This is a genomic window from Kaistia sp. 32K, from assembly GCF_016629525.1.
Classification (GTDB): domain Bacteria; phylum Pseudomonadota; class Alphaproteobacteria; order Rhizobiales; family Kaistiaceae; genus Kaistia.
Genome location: NZ_AP024269.1, coordinates 1888285 through 1905505, shown reverse-complemented (window position 1 = coordinate 1905505; position 17221 = coordinate 1888285). Strand labels below are relative to the sequence as shown.

Genomic DNA, 17221 nt, shown 5'->3' with positions numbered 1-17221 from the left:
GCCGTCACCACCACTTGTGGAAGTGGTGCACCGGCCCATGGCCACGGCCGATCTGCAGCCGGTCCGACGCGACGATCGCGTCCGTGATGTAGCGCTTGGCTTCCTCGATCGCCGGTTCGAGCGCCAGGCCGCGCGCGAGACCCGCCGCGATCGCGGAGGACAGCGTGCAGCCCGTGCCATGCGTATTGAGCGTGTCGATGCGCGGCGCGCTGAACCAGCGTTTGCCTGCGGCCGACATCAGGAGATCGTCGCTTTCCGGACCGGTGCCATGGCCGCCCTTGATCAGGACGGCACGGGCGCCGAGGCGCAGGATCGCCTCGGCCTGCGCCTCCATGCCGGCCCCGTCGGTCGCGACGTCGGTCTCGAGCAGGCGCGCTGCCTCCCGCAGGTTCGGCGTGACGAGCGCCGAGCGCGGCAGGAGGTCGGCGATCAGCACCGCAACCGATTCGTCGCGCAGCAGCATGTCGCCGCTGGTCGCCACCATGACCGGATCGAGCACGACGTTCTTCTGGTCGAAGCGATCGAGCCCGGCCGCGACGGCGCGGATGACGTCGGGCTGGGAAAGCATGCCGATCTTGACCGCGCCGACGTCGAGATCGGAGAAGACGGCGTCGATCTGGGCGGTGACGAAATCGGCCGGCACGTCGTGGATCCCCGTGACGCCCAGCGTGTTCTGCGCCGTCAGCGCCGCGATCACCGAGGCGCCATAGACGCCGAGCGCCGAGAAAGTCTTCAGATCGGCCTGAATGCCGGCGCCGCCGCCCGAATCCGAGCCGGCGATGGTAACGGCGATGGCTGTCATCCCTGGTATCCTTCCTCAGGCCCCCGGCCCCGCCGGGGTCTTCGACGCGCGCTCCCGGCTACGCTTGATGCCGAGACGATGCTCGCGATAGATCACGAACATCCCCGATGCAACGACGATCGCCGAGCCGACGAGCATGGTGGCGCTCGGGGTCGAATGAAACAGCAAATAGCTGACGATGATCGCCCAGAGCATCGAGACATATTCGAACGGCGCGATCAGCGACGCCTCGCCATAGCGGTAGCTCTGCGTCAAAAGCACCTGGCCGATGCCGCCGAAGATGCCGGAGCCGACGAGGAAGGGCACATGCTCCCAGCGCGGCATCGCCCAGCCGAACGGCGCGGTCAGCAGCATGAAGAGCGCCGTGAAGATCGAGAAATAGATGACGATCGTCCCCGGCGGCTCGACCCAGGTCAGGCGGCGCGTCTGCGTTGCCGCGATCCCGCCGAAGAAGGCGGCGAGGATCGCAAAGACCGCGCCGAGCGCGCTGCGGTCCGGGCCGCGCTCGGGCCCGATATAGCCCGACAGGATGACGAGGACGCCGATCAGGCCGACCACCACCGCCGTCCACCGGTAGACGCGGATCGCCTCCTTCAGGAGGACGGCGGCGAGGACCACCGTCAGCAGCGGCGAGGCATAGCCGATCGCGGTGGCGTCGGAGAGCGGCAGCCGCGCCAGCGCCGAAAAGCCGAAGAACATCGACGTCGCCCCGGCGATCGAGCGCAGGACGTGGCCGCCGATGCGCGGAGTGATGAAGATGGAGGGAAGCCCGCCATACCAGCCGACCCAGATCAGCACGGGGATCAGCGCGAAGGCGGAGCGGAAGAACGCGATTTCACCCGGCGGATAGCTGTCCGAGACATATTTGATCAGGGTCGCCATCGCCGTGAAGGCGATCGTCGAGATGATCTTGAGCAGCACACCGAAAAGCGGCTGCCCCTTCTGAAGCGCTTCCATGGAACCCACCGGACCGGGGGGCGGTCCGTTTCTTCGGGGGCCGCAGGGGATGCGGCCCGGTTTCGGACTTCGCTTTCAGCCGGCCCGCAGGGCCAGACGAGCGCGATCGGTTGGGACAAAGCCGATCCGGCGAGGCCTGAAATCGCGAATGGACGACACTTCGTTCATGACGATCCGGCCCGGACGGGCCGCCTCCTCGATCGATCATCGGCAGAAGATGCGGAACGGATCGGCAAATTGGGCCGAAGCGCCGCATTTCATGGATCATAGGACCCGCTCGCCGCCGGGTGCAACCGCCTGGAGCCAAAGCGGACGCGCAAAATGGTCCAAACCTCTCAACAGGTGGTCACCGACCGCTCCCGTCATGCGCGCAACGCCTTTTCCCCGCCGGAATCGCGTGTTAAGCACCCAACCGGCGGTGCAGAGGTCATCATCGGAATCCCATGACACGTTTCATCACACGACGCTGCGGCCCGACGCTTGTCGCGGCAACCCTGGCCTCCCTCCTCGTCGGCACGTCCGCCCATGCGGAGCGGATCACCAATCCGGTCGCCGAGTTCGCGGGTCTCGACAAGATCACGGGCCGGATCATCACCTTCGACGTCTACATGGACGAGACGGTGCAGTTCGGCGCCCTGCAGGTGACGCCGCGGGCCTGCTATTCGCGCCCCGCGACCGAGCAGCCGCAGACGGACGCCTTCGTCGAGGTCGACGAGATCACGCTGAACCGCAAGGTGCGCCGTATCTTCACGGGATGGATGTTCGCCGACAGCCCCGGCCTGCACGCCGTCGACCACGCCGTCTATGACGTCTGGCTTGCCAACTGCAAGACCTCGTCGACCGTGGCGCATCCGTCCAAGCCGTAGAAGTCGCCCTCGCCCGCGAGAGCGCCTTCCAGCCGCGCGTGATATTCGTCGCGGTCGACCTCGATGGCGCCGAACTGCGACAGATGCTCGGTGGTGAACTGGGCGTCGAGCAGGCGGAATCCGCCGGCCTTCAGCCGGGCGACGAGATAGACGAGCGCGATCTTCGAAGCATCGCGCGCATGGCTGAACATGCTCTCGCCGAAAAAGGCGCCCTGCAGCCGCACGCCATAGAGCCCACCGACCAGCTTGCCGTCCTGCCACGCCTCGACGGTGTGACAATGGCCGAGCGCGAACAGCTCGCGATAGAGGGCGCGGATGCGCTGGTTGATCCAGGTCTTGTCGCGATAGACCGAGGCGGCGTTGCCGGCGCAGCCCGCGATCACGCCTTCAAAGTCCGAATCGATCCGGATCTCGTAGGGCTGGTGCCGCATGGTGCGGGCGAGCCGGCGCGGAACATGGAACGCGTCGAGCGGAAAGATGCCGCGGCTTTCGGGCTCGATCCAGTAGAGGCCGGGATCCTCGGCCGAGTCCGACATCGGAAAGATGCCGCACGCATACGCCTTCAAGAGAACTTGAGGCGTGATTTCGGGCAGATGGTCAGACTGGCGGGCCATGGGATCACGCGACGCGGGGACCGGAAGCCGAGCACGCGGAGCCGAAACCGGCTCCCGTACCCATGACTAAACGAATCCCGCGCATTGTGCACCCCTCCCCCGAAGAGCCCGGGCACATTGTCATGTTCCCGAGGCTCTCGAAAGGCGAATGCCGCTGCCGGCTCAGCGGTCCACAGCCAGCTTCTTCTCCAGCCAGTGGATGTCGTAGCGGCCGTCGGCGATGTCCTGATCGTCCACCAGCTGGCGGAAGAGCGGGATGGTCGTCGACACGCCGTCGACGACGAACTCGTCCAGCGCGCGGCGCAGCCGCATCATGCACTCGACGCGATTGCGGCCGTGCACGATCAGCTTGCCGATCAGGCTGTCGTAGTAGGGCGGGATCTTGTAGCCCTGATAGACGCCCGAATCGACGCGGACGCCGAGACCACCCGGCGGGTGGTAGTAGGTGATCTTGCCGGGCGACGGCGCGAAGGTCCGCGGATCCTCGGCATTGATGCGGCATTCGATGGCGTGGCCCTCGAACGTCACGTCCTCCTGGCGGAAGGACAGGCCGCTGCCGGCGGCGATACGGATCTGCTCGTTGACGAGATCGATGCCCGTGACGGCCTCCGTCACCGGATGCTCCACCTGCAGGCGGGTGTTCATCTCGATGAAGTAGAACTCGCCGTTCTCGTACAGGAACTCGATCGTGCCGGCGCCGGAGTAACCGAGATCGGCCACGGCCTTGGCGCAGATGGCGCCGATCTTGTCGCGCTCGTCGGCGTTGAGGGCCGGCGAACCCGCCTCTTCCCAGACCTTCTGGTGCCGGCGCTGCAGCGAGCAGTCGCGCTCGCCGAGATGCACGGCGTAGCCCTTGCCGTCACCGAGAACCTGGATCTCGATGTGGCGGGGCTTCTCGAGGTACTTTTCCATGTAGACGGCGTCGTCGCCGAAGGCGGCCTTCGCCTCGGAACGGGCGGTCTGGAAGGCGATGACGACATCGGCCTCCGAGCGCGCGACCTTCATGCCGCGTCCGCCGCCGCCCGACGATGCCTTGATCAGCACCGGATATCCGATGGCGGCGCCGTTGCGAATCGCGTCGGCCTCGTCCTTCAGCGCGCCGTCCGAACCGGGGACGACCGGAATGCCGAGGCGCTTCGCCGTGCGCTTCGCCTCGATCTTGTCGCCCATGATGCGGATGTGCTCGGACTTCGGTCCGATGAAGGTCAGGTTGTGCGCCTCGAGGATCTCCGCGAAGCGCGCATTTTCCGACAGGAAGCCGTAGCCGGGATGGATCGCGTCGGCGCCGGTGATCTCGCAGGCAGCGAGCAGCGACGGGATGTTGAGGTAGCTATCGCGAGCGGGCGGCGGGCCGATGCAGACGCTCTCATCGGCGAGGCGGACATGCATCGCGTCAGCGTCGGCCGTCGAGTGCGCCGCGACAGTCTGAATCCCCAGCTCCTTGCAGGCGCGGAGGATGCGGAGGGCGATTTCGCCTCGATTGGCGATGAGGATCTTGTTGAACATCGGCACCACGACGCTCATTCGATGATCAGCAGGGGTTCGCCATATTCGACCGGCTGGCCGTCTTCGACCATGATCGCCTTGACGACGCCGGAGCGCGGCGACGGGATCTGGTTCATGGTCTTCATGGCTTCGACGATCAGCAGGGTCTGGCCCTCGCGAACCGTGTCGCCGATCTCGACGAAGGTCTTGGCGCCCGGCTCCGGCGAACGGTAGGCGGTGCCGACCATCGGTGACGGCACGATGCCCGGATGGCTCGCCAGATTGACCTCGGCCGGCGCGGCGGCGGCCGCGGGCGCGGCGGCGACCGGGGCTACGGGCGCTGCGACCTGATAGGTCGGGGCCGCAGTCACCGTGCGCGCCACGCGGATCCGGAGATCCTCGTGCTCGACTTCAATCTCGGTGAGGTCCGTCTCCGTCAGCAGCAAGGCCAGCTGGCGGATGAGATCCTGGTCGATCGAATTTTTGCTCGTCATGCCCTTTGTTCTTTCATGATCCGTTTCCCCTCGCTCAGTCGACGAGCGGCTGCAGCGCCTGCAGCGCCAAGCCATAGCCAGCGGCTCCGAAACCGCAGATCACGCCGGCGGCGACGGGGGAAACATAGGAATGATGCCGGAAGTCCTCGCGCGCGAAGACGTTAGAGAGATGCAGCTCGATCGTGGGGAGGCCGACGGCGCGGATCGCGTCGTGCAGGGCGATCGAGGTGTGGGTGTAGGCGCCGGGATTGATCACGATGCCACGGAACCGTCCGAGGGCCTCATGGATCCAATCGACGAGGACGCCCTCATGATTCGACTGGCGGAAATCCACCGCCATGCCAAGCCGCTCGCCCGCAGCCTTCGTTTCAGCCTCGATTTCACCCAGGGTCTTGGCTCCGTAGACACCAGGCTCGCGCTTGCCGAGCATGTTGAGGTTGGGGCCGTTCAGAACGAGGATTGCGACTGTCATCGATGATTTCTACCGAGGGCCATGCAAGGACAGGCCCTTGCGGCGAGGTTGGCCGGTTATAGGGGGTCAAACAATAAAGGAAAAGCCCCGAAGCTTTCGCCTCGGGGGTAGTGTCCCATGATTCTTGTCCAAGCGGTCAGCAGCTTGTGGCGCCGCATTCCCTCACCGATTTGATCTTCGACTTCAGCGCGTCATAGCCGACGGCGCCGATGACGACATCGTTCTGCAGGACGTAGGACGGCGTGCCGTTGATGCCGAGCGCCTGCGCCAGCGCATACGACTCGTTGATGGTCGCGCCCACTTCCGGGTCCTTCAGCTGCGCCTGGATTGCGGCCTTGTCGAGACCGAGATCGGCTGCCACCGCCAGCGCCCGCGCGCCGTCGACGGCGCCGCGGCTCATCAGCAGCTCGTCGAAGAAGGCGCGATACTTGTCGGGCGCGATCTTGTTGACGACGACGGCGACCTGCGCCGCTTCCTCGGAGCCCTGCCCGAGCACGGGGAACTCCTTCAGGATGACGCGCAGCCCCTTGTCCTCGTCGAGCAGCTTCTCCATGTCGGCATGCGCGCGCTTGCAGTAGCCGCAGTTGTAATCGAAGAACTCGACCAGCGTGACGTCGCCTTCCGGATTGCCCAGCACGACGTGGCGCTTCGAGTTGAACAGCTGGTCGGCATATTTCGAGACGCCCGTGCGGCGGGCCTCGGCTTCCGCCGCCTCCTGCTTACGCTGCAGCTCTTCCATCGCATCGCGGATCACTTCCGGATGCTGCATGAGATACTCCTTGACCACGTCCCCGATCTCGGAGCGCTGGCTTTCGGAGAAGCTGGCGGCCTGGACGGGAGCCGTCGCAAGCGTCAGGGCGGCGAACGCCGCGGCAAGGAACAGTCTCGGCATTGTAGTCACCTATTTGGGCCCATCGAGAAGATAGCGTGCGGCGTTCGATGGGTGGATGGGATCATTTGCTCTTCGGAGGCGGTGTATAGGATACGATATCGTCGGCGCGAAGCCAGGCCGGCGAACCCGTCTTGAACTGGCTCTGCGCCCGCTTGGCACGCGCCTTGGCCGAGGCGAACTTGCCCTCGGCGAATTCGCCCTGCGCGGTGGCGAGATCAGCCATGGCCACGTCGCCCCTCAGGGCATAGGCGCGCGCCAGGCTGCGATAGCCGATCGGCATGTCGGGGTCCGTCTGCAGGCCGATGGTCAGGTTCTTGACCGCCTCGTCGACCGATTTCTTGTCCCCCAGCTCAACCAGCGCCTGGCCCAGCATGATGCGCAGAAGGCCCGATTTCGGCTGCGACGCGACCGCCTTGCGCAATGGAGCGACGGCTTCCTTGGCCCGGCCGCTCTCGAGCAGCACCTGGCCCTGGAGCTCATAGAAATAGGGATTGTTCGGCCTCGCCCGGATCAGCGCGCTGATCTGGTCCAAGGCGTTGCGAGAATTGCCGGTGCGATAGGCCAGGATGGCGCGGGCATACTGGGCGGGCATCGAGGTGTCGCCCGGCGGATAGCGCCGCACCACCAGCATCGAATCCTCGGAGAACGCCGAGAGCTTGGCGCGCACCATGTCGTGGCGCGCCTGCAGTTCCGGCGAATCCTTGGCGTTGTAGAACTTGCTCTTCTTGGCCGCGCCCTGGATCAGGTCGATGCGCTCGTTCGGCAGCGGATGGCTCTGCAGATAGGGATTGGTGCCGCGGCTTGAATACAGCGTGTTGTCGGCGAAGCGCTCGAACGTCGTGATCATGCCCTTGGCCGACTGGCCCGTCTTGTCCAGATATTCGAGCGCCGACCGGTCGGCCGCCATTTCCTCGCCCCGCTGGTAGGAGAGCAGCCCGCGCCGCACGAGCTCGCCCGAGCCCATGGCGATGCCGCCACCGGCGCGCGCCGCGTCGCCCGAGCCGCTGGCGGCGCCGGCGATCGCCGCGCCCATGCCGACGACACTGCCGATCATCGCCATGGTCTTGGCGGTCTCGAGCTGCTGGCGCAGCTGGATCTGGTGATTGCCGGCGAGATGGCCGGTCTCATGCGCCAAAACGCCGATCAGTTCGTTCGGCGTCTTCGAATCGATGATCGCGCCGGTATTGACGAAGATCTTGTCGCCCGAGGCGACGAAGGCGTTGAAGGCGGGGCTGTTGACCAGATAGAGCTCGACCGACGACGACCGCAGGCCCGCCGCCTTGAAGATCGGCCGCAGATAGTCCTGGATCAGCGCTTCCGTTTCCGCGTCGCGAACCAGCGCCGGCCTCGATTGCGCGGCGACGGGGCCACTCGCCAACGGGCTCAGAAGAACAGCGCCGACGATACCGCCCACGAGCCCCCGCATCATCCGCTGCGCTGATTTCAACACCCGCCCCTCCCTCTCCAGCCTTCCCCTGAAGGCTGCCGGATTGTATTGAAGCCGCTCACGCCGTCGCCGGCCAGCGGCATCCCCCTTGGACGGATGCGCAGAAAATGGGGCGATAGCAAGACTTTTCATCCCGAGATGGAACCCGCGCGCCATGACAGCTTCTGATCGTCCGCCGTCGCGCCGCAGCGCGGTCGCCCCGTTCATCGCGATGGACGTCATGACGGCGGCCTTCGACCGGATCGCCAAGGGCGAACGGATCATCCGGATGGAGATCGGCGAACCCGGCGCCTCGGCGCCGCGCGCCGTGCTGGACGCCGCCCGCGCCGCGCTCGACCAGGGCCGCATCGGCTATACCGAGGCGCTGGGGTCGCGGGCGCTGCGGCAACGGATCGCGCAGTACTATTCCGACACCCACGGCGTGGACGTACCGGCGTCGCGGATCGCGATCACCACGGGTTCGTCGGCCGGCTTCAACCTCGCCTTCCTGGCGGCGTTCGATCCCGGCGACCGCGTCGCGATCGCCTCGCCCGGCTACCCTGCCTATCGCAACATCCTCGCCGCGCTCGGCCTCGAAGTAATCGAGATCGAGACGTCTCCCGAGACGCGGCACGCGATCACGCCGGCCATGCTCGAGACGGTCCATGCGGAAACGCCGCTCGCCGGCATTCTCGTCGCAAGCCCCGGCAACCCGACCGGCACGATGATGACGCCGGAGGCGCTCGCCGCCCTCGTCCGCGCGGCCGACGATCTCGGCATCCGCTTCATCTCGGACGAGATCTATCACGGCCTCGTTTATGACGGCGTTGCCGAGACGGCGCTGAAAACGAGCGACCGCGCCATCGTCATCAACTCGTTCTCGAAATACTACTGCATGACGGGCTGGCGCATCGGCTGGATGGTGCTGCCCGAGATCCTGGTGCGTCCGGTCGAGCGGATCGGCCAGAGCCTCTACATCTCGGCGCCGGACCTGTCGCAGCGCGCGGCGATCGCCGCGTTCGACGCCACGGAAGAACTCGAGATCATCAAGGCCGGCTACGCCGCCAACCGCCGCCTGCTGCTCAACAAGCTGCCGAAGCTCGGTTTCGACGACTATTTCCCGGTCGACGGCGCCTTCTACATCTACGCGTCCGTGCGGCGCTTCTCGAACGATTCAGCCGACTTCGCGCAGAGGATGCTGGCCGAAGCCGGGATCTCGGCGACGCCGGGCGCGGATTTCGACCGCATCCACGGGCACAGCCATATCCGCTTCTCCTTCGCCGGCGCGACGACGGAAATCGCCGAGGCGGCCGAGCGCCTCGAACACTGGCTCGCCTGAGCCGGGAATTCAGGCCTTCCGGTATTCAGGCCTTGGCGCCCAGCAGGGGCTGGGCGTGGGCGGCGATGGGACGGCCGGGCGTGACCGGCTCGTGGTCGGAGCTGGCAAAAACCTCGCGGTCGAGCCGCTGCATGGCGCCGGCCAGGATGCCGACATCGACGAGATCGTCCTCGGCCGAGAAAACCTCGATCTCGGTCATGCGGGCCAGCTCACTCACCAGCCCCTCTTCCAGCCCGGCCTTGAAGCCCGCCTCCATCAGGTCGAAGCCGGCGACGCCGCGCCCCGTGAGCGCCACGCGCTGCGGATTGAGCAGCGCGACCAGCCGCGACAGGCCGAAGCCAAGCGCCAGTCCCGCCTGATGATAGGCCATGCGGACGCGATCCTCGCCGGCGCGTGCGCGCTCCTCGAGCTTGCGCATCGTCTCGGCATCGGGATCGATCTCGGTCGGCGGCTCGTCCGGCGGCAGGTTCTCCACCGCACGATAAATGGCGTAGTCGGCCACATAGGCCTCGACGCAGCCGCGCCGGCCGCACCGGCAGAGCGCGCCGCCCGGCATGTGGTTGACATGGCCGAATTCGGCGCCGGAGCCATAGGCGCCGGTGAACAGCTTGCCGTCGATATAGAGCCCCATGCCGACGCCATAGGCGATGAAGATCACCGCGAAGGTGCCGCCGAAGCGGACGGGATCGCGCGAATTGAGCGCCTGCGCCATCACGTTGACGTCGTTGGTCATCGAGGCGCGGATGCCGACGGCCTCGGCGACCGGCCCCGGTATAGCGCCGACATCGACGTTGACCGTCGGGCTCCATAGGAGCGTGCCGGTGGTCTCGTCGGTGGTGCCCGGAATGGCGATCGAGATTTCCGACACTCTGGACGGCTCGATGCCGCGATCGACCAGATAGCCGCGAATGATTTCGATCAGGCGCGGGACGAAGTCGGTCGAATCCGGCCCGACGGTCGCGACCGCGTATCGACTGCGATCCTGCAGGTGGCCGGCATAGTTGCTGAGGAGAAGCGTCACCGTGTTGAGCGAGACCTTGACGCCCAGCACATAGGCGGCCTCCTCGTTCAGCGTCAGCGCGACGCGCGGCCGCCCGCGCCCCAGCGGCCGCTCAGCCCGCTCATCCAGGCTCGCGGTAACGAGAATGTGCTCGGCGAGAAGATCGCCGGTAATGGCGGAGATGGTAGCAGGGCTGAGGCCGGTCTCCCGACCCAGTTCGACACGCGCCAATGGACCGGCCCGCCGAACCGCCCCGAGAACGAGGCCCCTGTTCTGGCGACGCACGAGTTCTGTGTCGGCTTTGCTCTGCACGATTCTCTCCCAGGCCGCACGATCACGTATCGATAATTGATTTCCAAGGAATATGCATCGGGCCTTCGCAAGTTCCGAAACCTAGCATATTCGGGAAAAATATCGCGTGGCTGTCCGGACCTATTTGCCGGGGCTTCCCTAGCGTGGTCTTGCCGGCACGACGGCGGCGTCGTATTCCGTCACGGCCCCGTAGGCTCATCGCTTCGAAGGACGCCCCCTTATGACCGTCGCCCGAACCGCCGCTACGGCGGCTGCCATCACCAGCGCATTCTCGACCCTTCGCGGCCACCGCGACCGCGTCGAAGCCCAGACCATGCGCGACATGTTCGCGAGTGATCCGGCGCGCTTCAGCCGTCTTTCGCTCACCGTCGACGATCTGCTGCTCGACTATTCGAAGAACCGGATCGACGCCGCCGCCGTCGTCGGGCTGCTCGATCTGGCGCGTGTCGCCGGCGTCGAGGAGCGTCGCGACGCTATGTTCGCCGGCGAGAAGATCAACGTCACCGAGAACCGCGCCGTGCTGCATGTGGCGCTGCGCGCCCAGGCCGGCGAGACCTATCTGGTCGACGGCGTGAACGTCGTCGAGGACGTCCATTCCGTGCTCGACGCCATGACGGCCTTCGCCGAAGGCGTGCGCGACGGCTCGATCGCCGGCGTCGGCGGCCGCTTCACCGACGTCGTCAACATCGGGATCGGCGGTTCGGATCTCGGCCCGGCCATGGTGACGCGGGCGCTCAGCCCCTATCACGACGGCCCGCGCCTGCATTTCGTCTCCAACGTCGACGGCGCGCATATCCACGACACGCTGGCCAAGCTCGACCCGGCCACGACCCTGTTCCTCGTCGCCTCGAAGACCTTCACGACGATCGAGACGATGACCAACGCCGCCACCGCGCGCCGCTGGATCGTCGAGGCGCTCGGCGAGGAAGCGGTCGGTGCGCATTTCGCCGCCCAGTCGACCGCGCTCGACAAGGTCAGCGCCTTCGGCATCGACACGGCACGCGCCTTCGGCTTCTGGGACTGGGTCGGCGGCCGCTACTCCGTCTGGTCGGCGATCGGCCTGCCGGTGATGATCGCCATCGGCTCGAAGAACTTCCGCGACTTCCTGGCCGGCGCGCATGACATGGACCAGCACTTCCGCACCGCGCCGCTCGACCGCAACCTGCCGGTCATTCTGGCGCTGATCGGCATCTGGAACCGCAACGTGCTCGGCTTTCCGGCCAAGGCGGTCCTGCCCTACGACCAGCGCCTGGAGCGCTTCGCAGCCTATCTCCAGCAGCTCGACATGGAATCGAACGGCAAGCGCGTCACCCTCGAGGGCGCGCCGGTGACGCTGGCGACCGGCCCGCTCGTCTGGGGCGAGCCCGGCACCAACGGCCAGCACGCCTTCTACCAGCTGATCCATCAGGGCACCGACGTCATCCCCTGCGATTTCCTGATCGCCGCGAACGCGCATGAGAAAGACGGCGTCCACCACGCGCTGCTCCTCGCCAACTGCTTCGCGCAGACAGAGGCGCTGATGCGCGGTCGCACCACCGACGAAGCTCGGGCCGAGCTCGCCGCCGAAGGCAAAGTGCCGACGGAAGTCGAGCGGCTCGCGCCGCACAAGACCTTCCCGGGCAACCGCCCGTCGAACACGATCCTCTACAAGACGCTCGATCCCTACACGCTCGGCCGCCTGATCGCCCTCTACGAGCATCAGGTCTTCGTGCAGGGCGCGATCTGGGGCATCGATTCCTATGACCAGTGGGGCGTCGAGCTCGGCAAGCAGCTCGCGGTGCAATTGCTGCCGATGGTCGAAGGCAAGGTCTCGGCCGACAGCCGCGATTCCTCGACGGCCGGCCTGATCAAGGCCGCAGCCCAGCTCAAGTAAGCGCAAGAATCCTCCGGCGCCGTTCCGACGGCGCCGGAGTTCAATCGGCTTTCAGGCTTCGCGCGCGGACCGGTGCACGACGATGCGATGGCCCTCGACAGAGAGACGCCCCTCCTTGATCAGGGCGCGGATCTGCTTGTTCACGGCCTCGCGGCTCGCGCCCAGCATCTGGGCCAGCGTTCCCTGCGTCATGTCGAGCTCGACGACGGCGATGTCCCGCTCGATCCGGCCATGGATGAGCGCGAGCTGGCGCAGCAGCACCAGCAGCCGGTGGCGCAGATCCGAAAAGACGGCCCGATTGACCTGCTCGTTGGTGTGACGCAGCCTCTCGCAGAGGCTCAAGATGATCTGCCGCTGCAGCTGGCTGGAACTGTCCAGCAGATTGAGGAACGGCTGGCGAGGCAGGAAGATCAGCCTCGCCTCGGTCAGCGTCGCGGCGCCGGCGCTGCGCGGCAAACCGTCGATCAGCGAGATCTCGCCGATCACCTCGCCTTCCTCGAACAGCTGGATCGTCAGCTCGCGGCTGTCGTCGGCGGTCAGGAAGATGCGGACGATACCCTCGACGACCGAATAAAGGCCGTCGGATTCATCGCCTTGCGAGAACAGCAACGTGTCGGCAGGGACGGTCGAGACGCGGGCGATCTGCGCCAGGCGCGTGATGTCGTCCTTCTCCAGACCATTGAAAAAGCTCGTTCGCCCGAGCCAGGATACGATTTCAGCGACCTGCACCCCTGCCCTCCGTCGACGATGCGCCCGTTGGCTAGTTCAATCGATAGCATTCAAATCGTCTCATGACGAGCGAGGCCGCTTGGCGCCTCGCTTCAGGAGCTCGCGGAACAGCGAGCGGCGCCAGGATTGCAGCGCCCGCTCCTCCGTTTCCATCGCCATGACGACGCGTTCGTCGATCAGGAGGCGAGCGGCGCGCCGGAACCGGACGGGCGAAAGCGCCGTGGCGATCGCGCGGCAGGACGCGTCGTCATAGAGCCTGTCGGCGAGATCGAGGGCCGCGACCAGCGCCAGGCGAATGCCGGAGCGATTGACGAGATCCTGCAGCGCCTGCTCCTCCTGCGCCCCCTTGAGCCGCCGGGCGGCCTGGAGCACGTCGACGACGAGGCGCAGCAGCTCGAAATGGTGCGAGCTCGCGGCATGCACGCCGGCGATGGCGAGGCGCGTCGAGGGCCGGGCCGCGGCGGCGACGTCGCCATCCGGGCAGAGCTCCGCGAAGCCGAGCGACAGCACGGATCGAAGTCCCGGCGCGTGCACCAGATTTCCCTGGATCTCCAGCATCAGCGTCGGATGGCGGACATGGATCCACTTGCGCTCCTGCTGCTCGTCGTCGCGCTGCTCCGGGTAGAGCGCGAAGCCCGCCTGCGCCGCGACCGCCTCGACCTCGTCCAGCCGCTCGAGCGGCACGATCAAGTCGATGTCGCTGGTCGGGCGCAGCAGCGCATCGGGATAGATGTTCTCGGCGAAGTCCTGTCCCTTGATGAGGAGCGCCGGCGCGCCGGCCGCGGCCAGCGCCGTCCGAAGCCGCTTGGCGTAGGCTGCAAGCTGCATGTTGAAGGCGACGCCGCCCTGGTAGCGCGTCGAGAAGTGATCGCGAACCGGCGTCAGTTCCGGCGTCGACAGGGCCGGACGCAGCTTCCGGAGCGCGGCGGGCAGCACGCCGTGCCGCTCGGCCTGGGACAGCAGCAATTGCGCCCGCTCGGCGGAGAGCGGCGGCGGGGCGAACTCCGATTCGGGATCGGCCAGCGCGATCAGCAGACGGGCATCCGGGCGCGACAGGCGGCGCGGCGTTCCGGTGGCTTCCAGGCTCGCGCCATCGGTCTCGCTGACAGACATGAAATCCTCGGTCTACGGTTGGTCGCTGACGACCAGCGCCTCGCACCGCTTACCGACATCAAGGATGCCGTCGCGACGCTCAGGAGATGGAATTCAGGATGCGGAACCGCGTGCACGGTCCCACGGAATAAGGAAAATTGTGATCCGTCCGGCAGGTTGGAGAACGCCGCCACCATCGTGGCAGCGGGCTCGCGCTTCAGTGGTTCCGGCCGCTCGTAAATCTTCGCATAATCAGCTCTCAAATCAATAAGCATTCATTGCAATTTGCCTGCGAAATCCGACCGAATGACGCTTCACGGTCAATGCCTTAGCAGCAGCCGCGGCCCCTAGCCTCGACGAAAACGCCGAGCTTCGACCCGACCGCCGCCCCCTTTTCCTTGACGCGGCGTTCCGCTATCGAAGGCAACCACACCACTGGGGGATTCAGCATGTCGAGCCTGGAGCCGGGGACCGTTTTTGCCCTGCACGAGAACACCAGCTTCCAGCCGCTCGGCGATGGCGAAGGCGGCGTGCTTCTCGACATCACCTCGGGCCAGCTCTTCACCTGCAACGACACGACGGCGGCCTTCCTTGCCGCGGTCGATGGCGAACGGGACTTCGCCGGCATCCTCGTCGAACTCGAGAAGGTATTCGAGGTCGAGGCCGCCGTGCTGCGCGACGACATGGCCGTGCTCGCCGACCAGCTGGCCAGCGAAGGCCTGATCGTACGCAACCCGTGACGCCGAACCTGCTCCTGCGTGCGAAATTCCGGGCCGAGATGTGGTTCTGGGCCAAGACCCTGCCGTTTCGCTGCCGCAAGTCGCGCGATTTCTCCGATATCCTGCGGATCGCCCACGCGGGCGCCAGCCGGCGCTATGCGGGGCTGCGATCGGCCTATATCGGCACGCGCGCCAAGAAGGCGGGCCGCCGCCCTTGGCTGATGCGCGACCGGCGGTGCCTGCGCGAGGGCATTCTCGCCTACCGTTTCCTGACGCTCGCCGGTATCCCGGCCACCATCCATTTCGGCGTTGACCGCACCAGCATCGGCAAGGCGAAGCTCTCCGCCCATTGCTGGGTGTCGGCGGTCGGCATGCCCATCCTGAACCCGCCCGAGCCCACCATGGTGACGATCTTCACCGAACAGAACCGCGCCGGACCCGCCTGATGCTTCGGAAACGCTATGAGATCCCCGGCCTCGCCTTCAGCCTCGTCGCCGATCCCGATGCGCGCGGCGACCAGGCCCTGCCGCAACTCAAGCTGTTCGAGGCGGAGGACGGCCCCGTCCAGCATGAGGTCATCCTCACCACCGTCGAGGGCGACGACATCGCCACGCGCGGCACGGTCATCTGGGGCGGCGATCTGATCGACGGCACCTATGCGGAGTTCAGCCGCGACGGCGACGAGCAACAGCTCCGCATTCCTGGCCAGGTGGCGATCCTTGAGAAAAGCGGGGAGCCGGTGACGCGCGTCGAGGTCCTCGCCAGCGCCGAGAACCCCTTCTATTCGATGGCGCCGGTGATCCTGCTCGACACCATCATCCGCGACCATGGCCTGCTGACCATCCATGCCGGCTCGCTGATGCCGCCGGGCCGGGACGAACTCGTGCTGCTGTTCGCGCCGAGCGGCTTTGGCAAGACGACGACCTCGCTGGCGCTGGCGCTCTCCGGCTACGCGCATCTCGGCGACGATGTCGTGGTCCTGCGCCAGGAGGGTAGCGACATCCTCGCCTGGGGCCTGCCGCGCGCGCTGAAGGTTCAGCGCCGAACCGCCGCGATGTTCCCCGAGCTCCTGCCGCATCTCGGCGCGTTTAGCGGCGACGAGGACGAGGCGGGGCTAACGCGCGAGGCGCTCGCGGCGATGATGCCGCTGCCCGATCCGAGAAAGAGCTACCGGACGGCGGCGATCGTGGTGGTCGGCCCCCGTTCGGAAGGCCCGGCCCGGGTCAGGCCAATCAGCAAGGCGGATGCGCTGTCGGTGATCCTGACCGACAATATCGGCATCCTTTCCGACGGCGTTCCGCGCCCGCAGCAGGCGCTGTTCCGGCTGCTGACCAAGCTGGTCTCGACCACGCCTGTGTTCCAGCTCGACGCGGGCAGCGACCCGCATTCGATCGCCGCGGCCTTCGACGCCGCTTTGGGTATCGTCCGCGAACCGGCGACTGCCGAAGCCTGAGCCGGCTCAGCCGCCGAGCATCCGGTCGACGAGCAGATGGCCGAGCCGGCGCGGCTCCGTCTCGGCGACGAGCGTCAGCTTGGCGGATACCGCCAGCGTCGAGATGCCGTGCAGGCCGGCCCACATGGTGACCGTCGCGTCCTGTCGCGCCTCCGCCGTCCTCTCCGGCATCAGCGGCCCGAGCGCCTCGGCGACCAGAGAGATCAGGGCCGCCAACTTCGGCCGGTACCAGTCCGGCAGCTCCGCGCCTTCCGGCAGCCGATGCTCGAACAGCATGCTCCAGAGGCGCGGCCGGCTTTCGACGAAATCGAAATAGGCCTCCACCAGCCGCTTCGGACGCTCGCGCGGGGCCGCGTCGGCGGCCGCGCCGAGCTCGACCGCCAGCGCGTCGAGCGTCATGCCGTTCAGCTGCACGATCAGGTCGTCGAGATTGGCGAAGAGATTGTAGATCGTGCCGGGGGCGTAGCCGATCCGCTCGGCGACACGGCGCACCGTCAGGCCGCGCAGCCCCTCCTCCGCCGCGATGGCCCGCGCCGCGTCGAGCGCCAGGCGCTTGAGCTCGTCCGGAGCGTGGTCGCTGCGCCGTGCCATGAATTCGCTGCCCTTCCCGTCAGGAGAGATCGTCGTCACTGTCCCCTCGATAGCACATATTGAACATCGTTCAAAACACTGCTATTCAATTGAACATCGTTCAAT

The 17221-nt window shown here is 66.6% G+C and carries 18 protein-coding genes; 6 read left to right on the top strand and 12 right to left on the bottom strand.

Features of this window, described 5'->3' with window-relative positions; genetic code table 11:
- Positions 1-4 precede the first annotated feature (4 nt).
- Together thiD and K32_RS08520 are read right to left on the bottom strand one after the other, a co-directional pair.
- Positions 5-802, bottom strand: coding sequence for a bifunctional hydroxymethylpyrimidine kinase/phosphomethylpyrimidine kinase (gene thiD / locus K32_RS08525; protein WP_201403604.1), 798 nt, complete (start codon positions 800-802; stop codon positions 5-7).
- A gap of 15 nt (positions 803-817) precedes the next feature.
- Positions 818-1759 (bottom strand): DMT family transporter, encoded by a 942-nt coding sequence (locus K32_RS08520; RefSeq protein ID WP_201403603.1) that lies wholly within the window; start codon positions 1757-1759, stop codon positions 818-820.
- Between the two features lie 443 nt (positions 1760-2202).
- Here K32_RS08520 and K32_RS08515 point away from each other — a divergent pair, with 443 nt between their 5' ends.
- Positions 2203-2625 carry a DUF2155 domain-containing protein gene (locus tag K32_RS08515; protein ID WP_201403602.1) on the top strand — a complete coding sequence of 141 codons (423 nt, stop codon included), beginning with the start codon at positions 2203-2205 and terminating at the stop codon, positions 2623-2625.
- Here the strand turns inward: K32_RS08515 and aat are convergent.
- From aat to K32_RS08485, 6 genes are all read right to left on the bottom strand, one after another.
- On the bottom strand, positions 2562-3239 hold the full coding sequence (gene aat, locus K32_RS08510) for a leucyl/phenylalanyl-tRNA--protein transferase (protein ID WP_201403601.1): 678 nt from the start codon (positions 3237-3239) through the stop codon (positions 2562-2564). The genes K32_RS08515 and aat overlap by 64 nt on opposite strands.
- A gap of 162 nt (positions 3240-3401) precedes the next feature.
- Positions 3402-4745 (bottom strand): acetyl-CoA carboxylase biotin carboxylase subunit, encoded by a 1344-nt coding sequence (accC, locus tag K32_RS08505; protein ID WP_201404415.1) that lies wholly within the window; start codon positions 4743-4745, stop codon positions 3402-3404.
- Between the two features lie 14 nt (positions 4746-4759).
- Complete coding sequence (gene accB, locus K32_RS08500) at positions 4760-5218, bottom strand: acetyl-CoA carboxylase biotin carboxyl carrier protein (protein WP_201403600.1); 459 nt, start codon at positions 5216-5218, stop codon at positions 4760-4762.
- Between the two features lie 34 nt (positions 5219-5252).
- On the bottom strand, positions 5253-5690 hold the full coding sequence (gene aroQ, locus K32_RS08495) for a type II 3-dehydroquinate dehydratase (RefSeq protein WP_201403599.1): 438 nt from the start codon (positions 5688-5690) through the stop codon (positions 5253-5255).
- 136 nt (positions 5691-5826) lie between these two features.
- Positions 5827-6582, bottom strand: coding sequence for a DsbA family protein (locus K32_RS08490; RefSeq protein ID WP_201403598.1), 756 nt, complete (start codon positions 6580-6582; stop codon positions 5827-5829).
- 61 nt (positions 6583-6643) lie between these two features.
- Entirely contained in the window at positions 6644-8032 is a 1389-nt protein-coding gene (locus K32_RS08485; RefSeq protein WP_244669908.1) for a M48 family metalloprotease, read from the bottom strand.
- 151 nt (positions 8033-8183) lie between these two features.
- On the opposite strand from K32_RS08485, the gene K32_RS08480 reads away from it, so the two are divergent.
- On the top strand, positions 8184-9347 hold the full coding sequence (locus K32_RS08480; protein WP_201403597.1) for a pyridoxal phosphate-dependent aminotransferase: 1164 nt from the start codon (positions 8184-8186) through the stop codon (positions 9345-9347).
- A 25-nt stretch (positions 9348-9372) separates the two neighbouring features.
- Here K32_RS08480 and K32_RS08475 read toward each other — a convergent pair whose 3' ends face one another.
- Positions 9373-10659 carry an ROK family protein gene (locus K32_RS08475; protein WP_201403596.1) on the bottom strand — a complete coding sequence of 429 codons (1287 nt, stop codon included), beginning with the start codon at positions 10657-10659 and terminating at the stop codon, positions 9373-9375.
- A 256-nt stretch (positions 10660-10915) separates the two neighbouring features.
- Here K32_RS08475 and pgi point away from each other — a divergent pair, with 256 nt between their 5' ends.
- Complete coding sequence (pgi, locus tag K32_RS08470) at positions 10916-12532, top strand: glucose-6-phosphate isomerase (protein WP_371813030.1); 1617 nt, start codon at positions 10916-10918, stop codon at positions 12530-12532.
- Positions 12533-12583: 51 nt separating this feature from the next.
- Here pgi and K32_RS08465 read toward each other — a convergent pair whose 3' ends face one another.
- Together K32_RS08465 and K32_RS08460 are read right to left on the bottom strand one after the other, a co-directional pair.
- Positions 12584-13261, bottom strand: a complete 678-nt coding sequence (locus K32_RS08465; RefSeq protein ID WP_201403594.1) for a Crp/Fnr family transcriptional regulator — start codon at positions 13259-13261, stop codon at positions 12584-12586.
- 60 nt (positions 13262-13321) lie between these two features.
- A complete protein-coding gene (locus K32_RS08460; protein ID WP_201403593.1) occupies positions 13322-14374 on the bottom strand; it encodes a nucleotidyltransferase family protein in 1053 nt (350 codons plus the stop codon).
- Positions 14375-14802: 428 nt separating this feature from the next.
- Here K32_RS08460 and K32_RS08455 point away from each other — a divergent pair, with 428 nt between their 5' ends.
- Genes K32_RS08455 through K32_RS08445 form a run of 3 tightly spaced genes read left to right on the top strand, consistent with a single transcriptional unit; the run spans position 14803 to position 16525 of the window.
- Positions 14803-15093: a PqqD family protein gene (locus tag K32_RS08455; protein ID WP_201403592.1), complete on the top strand. Its 291-nt coding sequence runs from the start codon at positions 14803-14805 to the stop codon at positions 15091-15093.
- Entirely contained in the window at positions 15090-15518 is a 429-nt protein-coding gene (locus K32_RS08450; protein WP_201403591.1) for a lasso peptide biosynthesis B2 protein, read from the top strand. The genes K32_RS08455 and K32_RS08450 overlap by 4 nt, the downstream gene beginning before the upstream one ends.
- Positions 15518-16525, top strand: coding sequence for a hypothetical protein (locus K32_RS08445; RefSeq protein WP_201403590.1), 1008 nt, complete (start codon positions 15518-15520; stop codon positions 16523-16525). The genes K32_RS08450 and K32_RS08445 overlap by 1 nt, the downstream gene beginning before the upstream one ends.
- 6 nt (positions 16526-16531) lie before the next feature.
- On the opposite strand, the gene K32_RS08440 is transcribed toward K32_RS08445, so the two are convergent.
- The gene (locus K32_RS08440; protein ID WP_201403589.1) at positions 16532-17155 is read right to left on the bottom strand and encodes a TetR/AcrR family transcriptional regulator; all 624 of its coding nucleotides are present in this window, start codon (positions 17153-17155) and stop codon (positions 16532-16534) included.
- Positions 17156-17221: the final 66 nt, after the last annotated feature.